The sequence below is a fragment of the Actinoplanes couchii genome (assembly GCF_016862075.1).
Lineage (GTDB): Bacteria > Actinomycetota > Actinomycetes > Mycobacteriales > Micromonosporaceae > Actinoplanes > Actinoplanes couchii.
In genome coordinates this window covers 1-14,373 of the sequence record NZ_BOMG01000118.1, presented here as the reverse complement: position 1 = coordinate 14,373, position 14,373 = coordinate 1, and the positions used below count along the sequence as shown (strand labels likewise).

The following is a 14,373-nucleotide window of genomic DNA, read 5'->3' as shown; positions in this document are numbered from 1 at the left end:
GATCACCGTTGCCGGTGCGGCGGGTCCGCACCGTGCTAGCTTGCCGCACATGAAAACCGTTGTCATGTTCAGTCTGGTGGTGGTGCTGGGCGTCGCCGGCGGCTGTTCGCGTGGCGCCGCGAGCCCGGCGAGCAGCACGCCGCCGGCCGGCACCACGATCACCAACTGCGGGCGGACCGTCAGCGTCACCACCGCTCCGCAGCGCGCCCTCACCCTGGAACAGAACGCCACCGAGATCCTGCTCTCCCTCGGCCTGAGCGACCGCATGATCGGCACCTCGTACCAGACCGACCCGGTCCTGCCCGAGCTGACGGCCGCCTACGACGCCGTACCGAAGCTCGCCGACCTCTACCCCAACCGGGAGGCCGTCCTGCAGGCCCGGCCCGACTTCGTCTACTCCACCTTCACCTCGGCCTACGCCACCGACGCCGCCGGCCCGCGCGCCGAACTGGCCGACCTGAAGATTCCCGCCTACCTGTCCCGCTTCGCCTGCGAGGACCCCACCACCGGCGAGAAGGCGGTCACCTTCGACGGCATCCTGGCCGAGATCACCGAGATCGCCGGCGTCTTCGGGGTCGACGGCAAGGGCGCCGAGATCGTCGCCGCCCAGCGGGCCCGCCTCGACGCCGTCAAGGGCGCCGGGACGGACACCACGGAGGTGCTCTGGTACTACTCCGGAACCACCACGCCGTACGTCGCCGGACCGAACGGCCTGCCGGCCGCGATCAGCACCCACCTGGGCGTACGCAACACGTACGGCGACGCCTCGCAGACCTGGCCGGCCGGCAACTGGGAGCAGATCGCCCAGCGTGACCCGGACGTCATCGTCCTGGCCGACCTGACCCGCGGCGGTGACGGCGACAGCGCCGCCGCCAAGGCCGAGTTTTTGCGCACCAACCCGGTCACCGCCCAGCTCGACGCGGTGCGGAACAACCGCCTGGTCACCGTCTCCGGGTCCTCGATGGACCCGTCCATCCGCTCGGTGACCGCCGTCGAGCAGGTCGCCACCGCACTGAAGGAGTTCGGCAAGTGAGCCGGGAACTGTTGACCGCCTGGGACACCCAGCAGGAGGCCTACATCGCGCACCGCGAGCAGCGCTTCACCGTGATGCTCGAAGTGCTGCGCCTGCACCTGGGCGAGGAGTTCACCGTCCTCGACCTGGCCTGTGGGCCGGGCGCCATCTCCGACCGGGTGCTGCGCGCCTTCCCGAAGGCCCGGGTGATCGCCGTCGACTACGACCCGATCCTGCTGCACGTGGCCCGCGGCGCCCTCGGCGACCGGGCCACCGTCGTCGACGCCGACCTGCTCGGCACCGGCTGGGAGACCCCGGTCGACGCGGTGCTCAGCTCGACCGCCCTGCACTGGCTGTCCCCGGGGCAACTGCTCGACGTCTACACCCGGGTAGCCGGCATGCTGGCGCCCGGTGGTCTGCTGCTCAACGGCGACCACCTGCGCTGGGGGCCGGAGTCACCGACGATGCGCGACCTGGCCGACCGGCACGACGCGCTGACCCAGCGGGAGGCGTTCGCGGCGGGCGCCCTCGGCTACGACGACTGGTACACCGAGGCCCGCCGCGACCCGGCCATCGACGCCCTCGCCGCCGAACGGGAGCGCCGTTTCGCGAACCGGCCGCCCCAGCCGCTGTCCTCGCTGGAATTCCACCTGGCGGCGCTGCGCACGGCCGGGTTCGCCGAGACCGGCACGATCTGGCAGTACCTCGACGACTACGTGGTGTACGCGCGCCGGTGAGAACAGTGCTGATGCTGGCGGCGTTGCTGTTCAGCGCGGTCGGCGCGATCACCGTCGGGGCCGCGGATCTGACCTTCGTGGAGGTGGCCCGGGCTCTCACCGGCACCACCGGTGACCCGATCACCGACCACATCGTGTGGGATCTGCGCGCCCCGCGGGTGCTGCTCGCGGCGGTCGTCGGCGGTGGCCTGGCAGTGTGCGGCGCGGTGCTGCAGGCGCTCACCCGCAACGCGCTCGCCGACCCGTACCTGCTGGGCATCTCGGCCGGCGCCTCCACCGGCGCGGTCGCCGTGCTGGTGCTGGGCATCGCCTCCGGCGCCACCGCGCTCGCCTCCGGGGCCTTCCTCGGCAGCGCCGCCGCCTTCGCGGTCACCCTGGCCCTGGCCGGGCGGCGCTGGACCGAACCGGCCCGGATCCTGCTGGCCGGTGTCGCCGCGGGCCAGCTGTTCGCCGCCCTGACCAGCCTGATCGTGGTCTCCGACGCCACCGCGCAGAACACCCGCAGCATCACGTTCTGGCTGCTCGGCTCGCTGACCGCGGCGTCCTGGCCGGCCGTCGCGCTGTCCGCGGCCGCCGCCGGGGCGGTGCTGCTCTGCTGCTGGGCGGCCGCGCCCGCCCTGGACGCCTTCACCTTCGGCGCCGACGTCGCCCAGTCGCTCGGATTCTCCCCGGCGCGGGTCCGCGCGCTGCTGTTCACCGCCACCGCCCTGCTCGCCGCGACACTGGTGGCCGCCAGCGGCGCGATCGGATTCATCGGCCTCACCGTTCCGCACGCGGCCCGGGTGCTGGCCGGTTCCCGGCACCGGGTGCTGCTGCCGGCCTGCGCACTGCTCGGCGCGATCTTCCTGATCTGGGCGGACACCGCCGCCCGCACCGTCTTCGCCCCGCAGGAGGTGCCGGTCGGCGTGGTCACCGCGCTGCTCGGGGTGCCCGCTTTCGCGATCCTGCTCCGGCGCGGACAGAAGGAAAAGGCATGAACCTCGAAGCACAGGAGGTCGCCGTACGGGTGACCGGACGGTCCCTGCTGACCGGGGTGAACCTGACCGCCCTCCCGGCGACGCTCGTCGGTCTGCTCGGCCCCAACGGCTCCGGCAAGTCCACCCTGCTGCGGGTGCTCGCCGGTCTGCGCCGCCCGGACCAGGGCCGGGTCCTGCTCGACGGCGCCGACCGGGCGGCCGTGCCCCGCCGTGCACTCGCCCGCCGGGTCGCGATCGTCACCCAGCACGTCCCGTCGGATGTCGACATGACGGTCCTGGACGTGCTGCTGCTGGCCCGGATCCCGCATCGTTCCCGGCTGGCCCCGGTGTCGGTGGTCGACACCGCGATGGCCGGGGAGGCGCTGGTGCGGGCCGGCCTCCCCGGTTTCGGCGGGCGGCGCTGGAACGGGCTGTCCGGTGGCGAACGCCAGCGGGTCGACATCGCCCGCGCGCTGCTGCAGCAACCGGACCTGCTGCTGTTGGACGAGCCCACCAATCACCTCGACATCCGGCACCGCCTCGACCTGTTCCACCGGTTGCGCTCGTGCGGGGCGACCGTGGTGGCGGCCCTGCACGACCTGGAACTGGCCGCCGCCTTCTGCGACCGGGTGATAGTCCTGCAGCACGGGAGCGTCGTCGCGGACGGCCCGCCCGCCCGGGCGCTGACCCCGGACCTGATCCGCCGGGTCTACGAGGTGGACGCCGATGTCACCGCCCGCCCTGACGGACGGGCCGACGTGCGGATCCGGACCTGATGGACTCGGGGCAGGCCGCCGACGGCCCGGTGAACAGGGGTGTCGGGCGGTTGCGGAGGTGCAGGTCGAAGAACGCGCGGACGTACCGGAGGGTGATCGCCGTACCGCGCGGTGCGCGTAGTTCGGCTCCGAGGTCGATGCCGATCTGTTCGGCGATCAGGGCCAGGTCGGTGAAGGACGAGTGGACCGCGCCGTCCACGACGAGCCAGCGTTTCCAGCCGGTCAGCAGCGGCCAGTCGCGTTCCCACGTGTCGGCGGCCGGCATGCCGGGGCTGAAGTTGTCCTGCCGGCCGAGGAACAGGAACGGCCGGGCCAGCCCCGGGGACACCTCGCCGGCGGTCAGGCCGTCGACGTCGATCCCGGCACGGATCCTGGGGTCCGTCACCATCGCGGCCTGGGTGGCGGCCCCGCCCACCGACTGTCCCGACATCCCGATCCGGTCCGGGTCGATCAGCGCGGCACCGCTCCGCCGCGGAAGCTGATCGAGGACGAAGGAGACGTCGGCGGCCCGACCCTGGGTGGCCTTGCGCCAGAACGCGGTGTCCCGGATCGGGTGATCGCACGCGGCGCAGGTGGTGACCCGCCAGTCGGGGAACGTGGTGGCGACACTCTCATAGGTGTGCTCGACCGCCACCACGACGTACCCGTGGCTGGCCAGGTCCTCGGCGAGCCCGGTGAGTTCGCTGCGGGGTTTGCCGAAGCCGGGGGAGAGCACGATCAGCGGCGAACCGTGCCGTCGGCCGGCCGGTGCGGCATCGGTCCAGGCGTTCGTCCGGACCGTGCTCAGCAGATCGGACGGCAGGTCGGTGAGCCCCGCGTCCTCGAGGAGCAGCCGGGATTCGGTCGGTGTCAGATAGGCGGCCCGCCGCGTCCCCGGCACCCGTGCGGGATGCCAGAGCGAGACCATCATCTCCCGTACGCCGATATTCGGCACCCAGGGGTCGGGTCGGGAGGTATCGGTCAGGTGCAGGGTCGTGGTCCCGACCGGACGTGACCCGCTCGGCGTCGGCAGATGCGGATCGGCGGCCGCGTGCACGGGCGCCGCGGGCCCCGCCACAGCCAGGCCCACCAGGACAGCGAGAACTTTTCGAATGCTGTTCACGGCGGGAAAGCCAGGCGCTCCACCGGGGACGGCACATCAACCGGCGGAGGTGTCCGGGTAGTCCTGTCGAATGACGACGGTCGCGCGCGCGATTCCATCGACCGGGGGACTAGCTCGACGGAGATGTGTCTGCAGCCGCTCGGAGGAGTTTGGGACACCTAGTCTCGACACTATAGTCGTGAGCATGTCGAAAGAGCAGTTCAGGTTCATGGGCGCCCACGAGATCCGCGTTCGTCTCGGCGGGGTCAGCCGCCAGCGCGCTTACATGATCACCAACCGGACGGACTTCCCCGAGCCGATCGCTGACCTCTCCCAGGGCAAGGTTTGGCTGACCGGGGACGTCGAGTCCTGGATGAGCATCCACCGCCGAAACCAGCCCGACACCGCCGATTCCTGACCACCGCACCCCCACCCGGCCTGGCCTGATGCGTAGCCGGGCCGGGTGGCGATCCCCGCGATCATCCGGCTCGGAGGACGAAGCGTTGCCGGGGACCGGAGTGGGGCTGCCGGGTCATGCCGAGACTGTGCAGGATTCGGAGGGAGCGGTGGTTGCCGGTGGCGGCCTCGGCTCGGATCTCGTGCAGGTTCAGGCTGTCGAAGCCGTGGGCTGTCGCGGCCTCTGCTGCCGCCCGGCCCAGGCCGGCGCCCCAGCGGGAGCGTTCACCGATCACAAAACCCAGTTCACGCCAGTGCGGGTCGTCGCCGTGCAGGTCCACATAGCCGACCAGGTCGCCGTTGTGGATCACTCCGAGCCTCAGCAGGTCGGGCGGCGGCGAGGTGATCAGCCCGCGGTGGAAGGTCAGGTATTGCTCGGGTGTGCGGTCTGGCCAGTCGGCGACCGCGCGGAAATCGGGGTCGGCCGCCCAACCGGCGATCACCTCGGCGTCGGCGATGGTCAGGGGCCGCAGCCGGACCGAGCTCAATGGTCGGCCGGGACACGGGCGGCCCGGCGGTCGGCCTGACGCTGCGGGTCGGCGACCGGGATCGCGGCCAGCAACCGCTGGGTGTACGGGTGTTGCGGGTTGTGCAGCACCTGCTCGGTGGACCCCTGTTCGACGATCAGGCCGCGGTGCATGACCGCCACCCGGTGGGCGAGTTGTTCCACCACGGCCAGGTCGTGGCTGATGAAGAGGCAGGCGAAACCGAAGTCGTCCTGCAGCGACCGGAACAGTGCCAGGATCCGGGCCTGCACGGACACGTCCAGGGCGCTGGTCGGTTCGTCGGCGATCAGCAGTGGCGGGTTCAGGGCCAGGGCGCGGGCGATGGCGACCCGCTGGCGCTGGCCGCCGGACATCTCGTGCGGGTAGCGCCTGCCCATCGCCGCGGGCAGCTGGACCGCGTCGAGCAGTTCGCCGACCCGGACGCGCTGCTGGGCGACGGTCAGGTCGCGGTGCAGGACCAGGGGTTCGGCGATGCTGTCGGCCACGGTGCGGCGCGGGTTCAGGGAGGACGCCGGGTCCTGGAAGACGATGCCGATCCCGGAGCGGGCCCGGCGCAGCGCGCGGGCGTTGCGCCACGGATGCCGGGCCAGCCGCGCGATGTCGATGCCGGCGGCCGGGGAGGTGCCGGTGACCGGGGAAATGCCGGCGACGGGGGAAGTGCTGGTGACCGGGGAGGTGCTGGTGACCGGGGAGGTGCCGGCGACCAGGGCGGCGCCGGAGGTGACCGGGGTCAGTCCGGCCAGCACCCGGCCGATGGTCGACTTGCCGGAGCCGGATTCGCCGACCAGGCCGAGCACCTCACCGGCGGCGATCTCGAGGGAGACGCCGCCGACCGCGCGGACCCGGCTGGAGTAGTCGACGACCAGGTCGCGTATCGACAGGATGCCCGCCCCGGCAGCGGGGGCCGGGCGGGTCGCGCCGAACGTGGGCACCGCGTCGAGCAGCGTCTTCGTGTACTCGTGGGCGGGTTCGGCGAACAGCCGCGCGACCGGCGCGCACTCCACCACCCGGCCGTTCTCCAGGACCACCACGTCGTCGGCGAGGTCGGCGACCACACCCATGTCGTGGGTGATCAGCAGGATCGCCGTGTCGATCCGGCCGCGCAGTTCGCGCAGCAGGTCCAGGATGCCGGCCTGGGCGGTGACGTCCAGGGCGGTGGTCGGTTCGTCGGCGATCAGCAGGACCGGGTCGCAGCTGATCGCCATCGCGATCATCGAGCGTTGGAGCTGTCCGCCGGAGAGCTGGTGCGGGTAGGAGCGGGCGATCCGCTCCGGGTCGTCGAGGCCGACGGTCCCGAGCAGGTCGCCGACCCGTTCCCGGACGGCGGCGGACGTGAGGCGGCGGTGGGTGCGGATCGCCTCGCCGATCTGGTCGCCGATGGTGAAGACCGGGTTGAAGGCGGCCATCGGCTCCTGGAAGACGGTGCCGATCCGGCCGCCGCGCAGTTCCCGCAGCCGGTCGGGGGCGGCGCCGAGCAGCTGCTCGCCCTCCAGGGTGATGCTGCCGCGCACGGCGGCGGTGCCGGGCAACAGTCCCAGGATCGCCATGGCGGTGACGCTCTTGCCCGATCCGGACTCGCCGACCAGTGCGAGGACACGCCCGCGGCGCAGCTCGAAAGCCACGCCGCGGGTCGCCTCGGACAGGTCACCACCGGCTTCGAACGAGATGGTGAGGTCCTGCACCGAGAGAAGCATCAGTTGCTCAGCGTCACCTTCAGGTAGTTCGGGTACGCCGGGAACGCGGCCACGAAGAAGTCCTTCACGTTCGAGCCGTGCAGGAACGAGTTCTTCGTGTAGATCAGGGGCACCACCGGGGCGTCCTGCAGGATCCGCTTGTCGGCCTGCGCCCACAGCGCCTGCGCCTTGGCCGCGTCGGTCTCGCCGAGTGCCTGACCGATCAGGGTGTCCACTTCGGGGACGGAGTAGCGGGAGATGTTGTAGCCACCGCCGCCGATCTCACTCGTACCGAAAAGGGGCTGGATGTTGCCGTTGGCACTGGGGAAGTCCGGCTGCCAGCTGCTGATCGCCAGGTCGTAGTCGGGTTTGTCGCCGGTCGTCTGCTCGATGACGGTGTTCTCGTCGGCCGGTTTGATGGTGACGGTGATCCCGGCGCGCTGGATGCCCTGCTGGATGGCCTGCGCCTGGGCGAGGGACTGCGGGTCGTTCTCGGAGAGCAGGACCAGGCTGAGTTTGCTCTGCCCGGCCTCGGTGAGCAGCTGCTTCGCTTTCTCCGCGTCGCCGGACGGGTCGGCCGGGTAGAGGTCGTATTCCTGGCGGCCGGCGATGCCCGGGGTGATCAGGGTGGTGGCGATGTCGCCGCCGACAGCGCCGCCGGACGCGACCTGGAACGCCTTCTTGTCCACCGCGTACTGCAGAGCCTGCCGGACCTTGACGTCCTTGAGCGGGCCGCGCTGGGTGTTGATCGCCAGGTAGGCCAGCGCGCCCGCGTCCGACGTGACCAGGCGCTGCTTGGCGGAGGCGTTGGACTCGATCTGCACCAGCTGGGCCGGCGGCACAAACCCCGCGCCGAAGGCGAACTTGTCGTCGCCGGAGTCGGCGATCAGCCGCTGGGCGGCGACCGTCGCGTCCTGGCCGAGCTGGAAGACCACCTCGTCCGGGCCGGCCGCCCGCACGGTGTCGGTGGCGGCGTCCCACTTCGGGTTGCGTTTGAGGACCACGGAGGTGCCCTGCTGGTAGGAGGCCACCTGGTACGGGCCGGACGCCACCGGGTTCTGGGTGTACGTCTTCGGGTCGTCCTTGGCCTTCGGCACCGGCGCGAACGCGGGCATCGACGCGATCCACGGCCAGTCACCGTAGGGCGCGTTCAGCTTGAAGACGATGGTCTTGGCATCCGGCGTCTCGATCGAGGCGAGTTCCCCGCCGGTGTACGGGCCTTTGTAGTCGCCACCGCCCACGAGCAGGCCCTTGTGGTAGCCGAGGCCGCCGGACAGTTCGGCCGCGAACGAGCGCTCCAGGCCGTACTTGACGTCGGCCGTGGTGATCGGCGAACCGTCCGGGTAGAACAGGCCGTCCTTGAGTGTGTACGTCCAGGTCTTGCCGCCGTCGCTGCTGGTGCCGGTGTCGGTGGCCAGGTCGGGCACCACCGTGGCTTCCTTGCCCGCCTGGATGTCCCAGGTGGTGAGGCGGCGCAGCACCAGCCCGAGGGTGGTGATGGCCAGGTTCTGGCTCTTGGCCGGGTCGAAGTTGATGTCGGTGGACGCGCTGAGGATGGTCAACTTTCCACCCTTGCCGCCGCTGTCACCTCCCTCGGCCGCTTTCGGATCGTTGGCGCCACAGCCGGTCAGGATGAGCGTGGCGGCCAGAGCCACCGCGGTTCTGCGCATCAAGGTCAACACCTTCCTTCTTCGGTACGGGGGACAGAGGGTCACCGGGACACCCGGGGATCCAGTGCGCTGTAGACCAGGTCCACGGCGAAGTTGGCGACGATCACCAGAAGCGCGGAGAAGAGGGTCACGCCGACGATCACCGGCAGGTCGACGGTGTTGACCGCGTCGATCAGCAGCGCGCCGAGGCCCTGCATGCTGAAGACGCGTTCGGTGATGACCGCGCCGCCGAGCAGGCTGCCCAGGTCCAGGCCGAAGACCGTGATCACCGGGATCAGCACGTTGCGCAGCGCGTGCCTGCCGATCACCCGGCGTTCCCGCAGGCCCTTGGCCCGGGCGGTGCGGATGTAGTCCTCGCCGAGCACCTCGATCATCTGCCCGCGGGTGAGCCGGGCGTAGATCGCGGCGGACAGCAGCGCGAGCACCGTCCAGGGCAGGACCAGGTGCCACAGCCAGTCGACCGGGCTCTCGGTGAACGGGACGTATCCGCCGACCGGGACCATGTCCAGGGTGAAGCCGAAGAGCAGGATGCCGAGCAGCCCGACCAGGTAGCTGGGGGCGGAGACGCCGACGGTGGAGAGCAGCATCGCCGACCGGTCGACGGCGGTGCCGCGCTTGACGGCGGCGGCGACCCCGGCGGAGACGCCGATGATCAGCCACAGCACGGCGGCCCCGGCGGCGATCGAGAAGGTGACCGGCGCCCGGTCCAGGATCAGTTCGGTGACCGGCGTGTTCAGGCGGAACGAGAAGCCGAAGCAGGGTGCGGCGCAGTCCACCGCGGCCAGCCCGGACCCGAAGTGCCGGCCGGTGACGATGCCGGCGAGGAAGTCCAGGTACTGCGCCCACCAGGGCTTGTCGTAGCCCATGAAGGCGCTGGCTTCGGCGAGCCGGGCCGGGGTGCACGGCTTGCCGCAGGACAGCATGGCCGGGTCGGTCGGCAGCAGATAGAAGACCGCATACGTCAGTACGCTGATCACCAGCAGTGTTCCGGCCATGCCGAGCAGGCGCAGCCCGAGGAATCGCAGAGTCGTCATCGGATGGTCCTCGGGTCCAGTGCGTCGCGCAGGCCGTCGCCGAACAGGTTGAACGCGAGCGTGACCAGGAACAGCGCGGTGCCCGGGAAGACCAGGAACATCGGGTCGGTCGGCGCCCACGCGACGGCGTCACCGATGGTGCGCCCCCAGGCCGGTGTCGGCGGCGGCACCCCGACACCGAGGAACGACAGGGCGGCCTCGGCGCCGATCATCGACGGGATGGTCATGGTGCTGTAGACGATGATCGTGGAGACCAGGTTCGGCAGGTACTGGTGGCGCAGCAGGTGCCCGGGGCCGGCGCCGAGCGCGGTGGCGGCGACCACGAACGTGCGCTGCCGGAGGGCGATCGTCTGGCCGCGTACCACCCGGGCCACGCCGGGCCAGCCGAACAGGCCGATCACCAGGATGATCAGCAGCTGCTTGGGGAAGGCGGCCGGGACGATCGCGCCGAGGGCGATGACGAAGACCAGCCAGGGGAAGCCGAACATCACGTCGATGAAGCGGCTGATCGCCCGGTCGTACCAGCCGCCGAAGTATCCGGCGGTCACGCCGGCGACGACGCCGATCAGCATCGACAGGGCGGTGGCCGCGAATCCCACCAGGAAGGACGTGCGCGCGCCGTGCACCACGATCGCGAACAGGTCGCGCCCGGTCATCGGCTCGACACCGAACCAGTGGTCGGCGCTGATCCCGCCGCCGAAGCCGATCGGCGCCCCGGAGTCCGAGACGGCGTTCAGGTCGTACGTGTACGGATCCTGCCCGGCCAGCCCCGACAGCAGTGGCGCTGCCGCCGCGACCAGCAGGAACGCGACGATGGTGACACCGCCGGCGACCGCCCAGCGATCGGCAGTCAGCGACCGCAGTGGATGCCGGGAGACGTCGACTGTCACGGTGCCTTCTTCGGGTGTGAAGTGGGATCACGGCCGCGGGAGGGGTGGTCCCGGCGGCCGGCGTGCATGATCGTATGGCCGTCTCGTCCCTTTCGGACCGAGAAGAGACCCACAACACATATATAGTCGATAGGATTTGGTCTCGATAGGGTGTGATCGCTGTCAATCGATGGGAGTGGTGTGGCCGACCTGTTCGTCCGGCGCCTCGGCGACCCGGCGCTGCCGCCGCTGATCGTCATCCACGGCGGCCCGACCTGGGACCACTCCTATCTGGTGCCCGCCGTGGAACCACTGGCCGACATTGCCCACATCGTCCTCTTCGACCTGCGCGGATGCGGCCGCAGCAGCCGGATTCCACCGATCGGTGACCTGCCCGTCGAGGCCCTGCAACCGGACCTGCTCGCCGACGACGTCGCCGCCCTGATCACCGGCCTCGGCACCGGCCCGGCCGACGTGCTCGGCTTCTCCTACGGCGGCATGATCGCCATGCGCACCGTCGCCCAGCACCCCGGCGTGGTCCGCTCGGCGATCCTGGCCTCCACCTCGGCCTACCGCGACTTCAGCCGCGACGACTCACCGGACCACCGGCACCGGCGCACCCTGTCCGCCCCGATCGACCCGGCCCTGTACCGGCCGGACGCCCCCGACGGGGCGCTGAGCCGGGCGATGGCCGTCGCGAGCGCCCCACTCGACCTGTGGAACCTGGACCTGCTGCCTCACTGGCTCCAGTTGATCGACGCGGTCCGGTTCTCCAGTGACTGGAACGCGCCGTACGCGGCCGGCACCCTGCGGCCCGGAGCACCCGACGACCCGGATAGTGCGCTGCGCGACTGGGGCGGGCCGGTGCTCCTGCTGCAGGGGGAGCGGGAGATGACCTTTCCGATCGGGCTGGCCCGGCGGCTGCACGCGGCGGTGCCGGGCAGCACCCTGGTCGAGGTTCCGGACGCCGCGCACGTGGCGTTTCTCGACAACCCGGCGGTGTGGACCGGCGCGATCCGGGACTTCCTGACCGGTCAGGCGGGGCGGCGGCCCAGGTAGAGCAGGTGACCGGCGGTGCCGAGCAGGGCCGGGTCGGTGGCGGTGCGGGTGAGGATGTCGAGGGTCGCCTCGTGCGTCGTGGGGTCGTCGATCCGCAGCTCGTCCAGCTGGCTCTCCAGGCCGGTGGCGAAACCGTGGGTGGAGGCCAGCAGGATCCGCTCCAGGCCGGGCGGGTCGAAAGCGGTGTCCGCGCCGTAACCGCCGGTGAACCGGCCGGCGATCGGATTGGTGAACTCGCCCCGGGTCAGCAGCGCGTCGACGAACTCCGGGTCGGCCAGCCGGTACCGCTCGTCCGGGATGGACAGGGTGCGCCGCAGGAGTATCCACCGGGGGATCAGCGCGATCGCCACCAGCCCGCCGGGCGCGGTGACCCGCACGATCTCGTCCACCGCACGCCGCCGGTCCGCCTCGTCGGGCAGGTGGTAGAACGGCCCCAGCGCCAGCGTCGCCGCGAACGTGGCGTCCGGCCAACGGCTCAGGTCCCGCACGTCGGCCTGGACGATCTCGTCGACCCCGGTCGTCCCGGTCTCCGTCAGATGCTCGGCCGCCAGCTCCAGGAGGTTCGGCGACAGGTCGGCCAGGGTCACCCGCAGCCCGCGCCCGGCCAGCCAGGCCGCATACCGCCCCGGCCCGCCGCCGATGTCCAGCACCCGCCCCTCGGTGGGCAGCCGCGCATCGAGCAGCCGGGTGGTCAGCGCGAACTCCACCCGCCCTTCCGCTGTCTCCAACCGGCCGAGTTCCCGTCGATGGAAGGAGGCGTAATAGGCGCGCACGGCGTCGGTCACGGGGTGGAGCTTAACGCTCCCGCGAGCAGTCGCAGCTTCTCGTGGCTCTCGCTGCCCGGGACCGCGGTGTAGACCAGCAGCATGTGCGACTGCGCCGGATCGAGCAGCGACTGGCACTCCAGCTCCAGCAGGCCCAGCTCGGGATGGACGAACCGCTTCTGGTCCTCGAAACGGACCCCGACCTCCTGCTGCTCCCACACCTTCCGGAAGCACTCGGACTGGTCCAGCAGCAGACTCTGCAGGTGGGCCGCCCACGAGCCGGGGCCCCGGCGGGCGACCGTCTCCAGCAGCCCGGACGCGAAGACCCGCGACATCAGCTCGTGGTCGCCGGGGTGGTAGAGGGCGCGTGTCGCCGGATCGGTGAACCAGCGGTAGCCGATGCTGCGGGCCGGGCCGGTCCAGCGGGTGAGGTCTCCGGTGAGCGCGACACCCGCCGGGGTCTGGCGCAGCGTCTCGCCCAGCTCGGTGACGATCTCGGCCGGGGTGTCGCCGAGCCGGTCCAGGATCCGCAGCAGGCCGGGGCTGACGTGGACACTGGACGCGCCCCGCTGCGGCGGGTGGTGCCCGGCCAGCCGGAACAGATGGTCACGTTCGTCCAGGGACAGGCGCAGGCCCTGCGCGATCGAGGCGATCATCTGCTCGGACGGGTGCGGACCGCGCTCACGTTCCAGCCGGCTGTAGTAGTCGGCGGAGATGTGACAGAGCGTGGCGACCTCCTCCCGGCGCAGCCCGTCGGTGCGCCGCCGGGAGCCGCGCGGCATGCCGACGTCCTCCGGTTGCAGCGCCGCCCGGCGCCGGCGCAGGAAACCGGCGAGTCCGGCTCGATCGATCACGTGGGTGCCTTCCCGGGTGGAGAACCCCGTTCTACCACCGGCGCCGGAGCGTAACCACGGCCTGCCGATCCCACCCTGACCGTGTCGCGCAGCCTGGGATCGGGAGGCCCTGGATGAGGTGCCGGCGCGGCCGCAGGCTGGGAGCACCCGAAACGAGGAGCAACCGTGGACTTCACCGTGCAGAACCTGGCCGGCCGGCTGGCCGTCGTCACCGGCGCCAGCGACGGCGTGGGGCTGATCGTCGCCACCCGGCTGGCGGCCGCCGGCGCCGAGGTGATCCTGCCCGTCCGTAACCGCCGCAAAGGCGACGCCGCGCTGGCCCGGATCCGGCGGGAGCACCCGCGGGCGGTCGTGTCGCTGCGGGATCTCGACCTGTCGTCGCTGGCGTCGGTGACTGCGCTGGCCGCGACCCTGACCGGTGAGGACCGCCCGGTCCACCTGCTGATCAACAACGCCGGGGTGATGACGCCGCCGCAGCGGCAGACCACCGCGGACGGGTTCGAGCTGCAGTTCGGCAGCAACCATCTCGGGCACTTCGCACTGGTCGGGCAGCTGTTGCCGCTGCTGCGGGCCGGGCACGCCCGGGTCACCTCACAACTGAGCGTGGCGGCGAACGGGGGCTCGATCAACTGGGACGACCTGAACTGGGAACGGTCCTACGACGGTCGTCACGCGTACAGCCAATCGAAGATCGCCTTTGGTCTTTTCGGTCTGGAACTGCAACGTCGCAGCGTCTCAGTTTTCCTGTGCGATCCTGGGTGTTCCGGGCGTTTCGCCGCCGCGTGTGCTGGCCCGCTGTTGTAGCGGTGTCGAGTTCACGTGGTGGTGGAAGCCTCGGCCGAGGACGGCCCATCGCACCCGGTGTGGGGTGCGGGTGTGGTTGGAGGAGAACGTGTGGGACACAGTGGTCCCCGGCACCTGAACGG

At 71.3% G+C, this 14,373-nt stretch carries 15 protein-coding genes; 7 read left to right on the top strand and 8 right to left on the bottom strand.

Translation table 11 applies throughout. The annotated features are described in order from the left end of the window. The first annotated feature begins 49 nt into the window (after positions 1-49). The 4 genes from Aco03nite_RS46905 to Aco03nite_RS46890 are packed head-to-tail and all read left to right on the top strand — an operon-like array spanning position 50 to position 3,481. Positions 50-1,033, top strand: coding sequence for an ABC transporter substrate-binding protein (locus Aco03nite_RS46905; protein WP_203808626.1), 984 nt, complete (start codon positions 50-52; stop codon positions 1,031-1,033). Next, positions 1,030-1,749: a class I SAM-dependent methyltransferase gene (locus Aco03nite_RS46900; protein ID WP_203808624.1), complete on the top strand. Its 720-nt coding sequence runs from the start codon at positions 1,030-1,032 to the stop codon at positions 1,747-1,749. The genes Aco03nite_RS46905 and Aco03nite_RS46900 overlap by 4 nt, the downstream gene beginning before the upstream one ends. Beyond that, the gene (locus Aco03nite_RS46895) at positions 1,746-2,726 is read left to right on the top strand and encodes a FecCD family ABC transporter permease (RefSeq protein ID WP_239146004.1); all 981 of its coding nucleotides are present in this window, start codon (positions 1,746-1,748) and stop codon (positions 2,724-2,726) included. The genes Aco03nite_RS46900 and Aco03nite_RS46895 overlap by 4 nt, the downstream gene beginning before the upstream one ends. Then, the gene (locus tag Aco03nite_RS46890) at positions 2,723-3,481 is read left to right on the top strand and encodes an ABC transporter ATP-binding protein (protein WP_203808622.1); all 759 of its coding nucleotides are present in this window, start codon (positions 2,723-2,725) and stop codon (positions 3,479-3,481) included. The genes Aco03nite_RS46895 and Aco03nite_RS46890 overlap by 4 nt, the downstream gene beginning before the upstream one ends. On the opposite strand, the gene Aco03nite_RS46885 is transcribed toward Aco03nite_RS46890, so the two are convergent. Next, the gene (locus Aco03nite_RS46885; RefSeq protein ID WP_203808620.1) at positions 3,435-4,583 is read right to left on the bottom strand and encodes an alpha/beta hydrolase family protein; all 1,149 of its coding nucleotides are present in this window, start codon (positions 4,581-4,583) and stop codon (positions 3,435-3,437) included. The genes Aco03nite_RS46890 and Aco03nite_RS46885 overlap by 47 nt on opposite strands. A 184-nt stretch (positions 4,584-4,767) precedes the next feature. On the opposite strand from Aco03nite_RS46885, the gene Aco03nite_RS46880 reads away from it, so the two are divergent. After that, on the top strand, positions 4,768-4,980 hold the full coding sequence (locus Aco03nite_RS46880) for a DNA-binding protein (RefSeq protein WP_239146003.1): 213 nt from the start codon (positions 4,768-4,770) through the stop codon (positions 4,978-4,980). A gap of 61 nt (positions 4,981-5,041) precedes the next feature. Here Aco03nite_RS46880 and Aco03nite_RS46875 read toward each other — a convergent pair whose 3' ends face one another. Genes Aco03nite_RS46875 through Aco03nite_RS46855 form a run of 5 tightly spaced genes read right to left on the bottom strand, consistent with a single transcriptional unit; the run spans position 5,042 to position 10,791 of the window. Next, a complete protein-coding gene (locus Aco03nite_RS46875; protein ID WP_203808618.1) occupies positions 5,042-5,506 on the bottom strand; it encodes a GNAT family N-acetyltransferase in 465 nt (154 codons plus the stop codon). Further along, positions 5,503-7,218: a dipeptide ABC transporter ATP-binding protein gene (locus Aco03nite_RS54470; RefSeq protein ID WP_203808616.1), complete on the bottom strand. Its 1,716-nt coding sequence runs from the start codon at positions 7,216-7,218 to the stop codon at positions 5,503-5,505. Before Aco03nite_RS54470 ends, Aco03nite_RS46875 begins: the two co-directional genes overlap by 4 nt. Then, positions 7,218-8,867, bottom strand: coding sequence for an ABC transporter substrate-binding protein (locus Aco03nite_RS46865; RefSeq protein ID WP_203808614.1), 1,650 nt, complete (start codon positions 8,865-8,867; stop codon positions 7,218-7,220). The genes Aco03nite_RS54470 and Aco03nite_RS46865 overlap by 1 nt, the downstream gene beginning before the upstream one ends. Before the next feature lie 41 nt (positions 8,868-8,908). Continuing rightward, entirely contained in the window at positions 8,909-9,901 is a 993-nt protein-coding gene (locus Aco03nite_RS46860) for an ABC transporter permease (RefSeq protein WP_203808611.1), read from the bottom strand. Further along, positions 9,898-10,791, bottom strand: a complete 894-nt coding sequence (locus Aco03nite_RS46855; protein WP_203808609.1) for an ABC transporter permease — start codon at positions 10,789-10,791, stop codon at positions 9,898-9,900. The genes Aco03nite_RS46860 and Aco03nite_RS46855 overlap by 4 nt, the downstream gene beginning before the upstream one ends. A 180-nt stretch (positions 10,792-10,971) precedes the next feature. Here Aco03nite_RS46855 and Aco03nite_RS46850 point away from each other — a divergent pair, with 180 nt between their 5' ends. After that, positions 10,972-11,829: an alpha/beta fold hydrolase gene (locus tag Aco03nite_RS46850; protein WP_203808607.1), complete on the top strand. Its 858-nt coding sequence runs from the start codon at positions 10,972-10,974 to the stop codon at positions 11,827-11,829. Here Aco03nite_RS46850 and Aco03nite_RS46845 read toward each other — a convergent pair. After that, the gene (locus tag Aco03nite_RS46845; protein WP_203808605.1) at positions 11,805-12,614 is read right to left on the bottom strand and encodes a class I SAM-dependent methyltransferase; all 810 of its coding nucleotides are present in this window, start codon (positions 12,612-12,614) and stop codon (positions 11,805-11,807) included. The two genes, Aco03nite_RS46850 and Aco03nite_RS46845, sit on opposite strands and share 25 nt — an antisense overlap. Beyond that, positions 12,611-13,447: a helix-turn-helix transcriptional regulator gene (locus Aco03nite_RS46840; RefSeq protein WP_307837684.1), complete on the bottom strand. Its 837-nt coding sequence runs from the start codon at positions 13,445-13,447 to the stop codon at positions 12,611-12,613. Before Aco03nite_RS46840 ends, Aco03nite_RS46845 begins: the two co-directional genes overlap by 4 nt. Before the next feature lie 165 nt (positions 13,448-13,612). Here Aco03nite_RS46840 and Aco03nite_RS46835 point away from each other — a divergent pair, with 165 nt between their 5' ends. Beyond that, a complete protein-coding gene (locus Aco03nite_RS46835) occupies positions 13,613-14,251 on the top strand; it encodes an SDR family oxidoreductase (RefSeq protein ID WP_239146002.1) in 639 nt (212 codons plus the stop codon). Positions 14,252-14,373 lie beyond the last annotated feature (122 nt).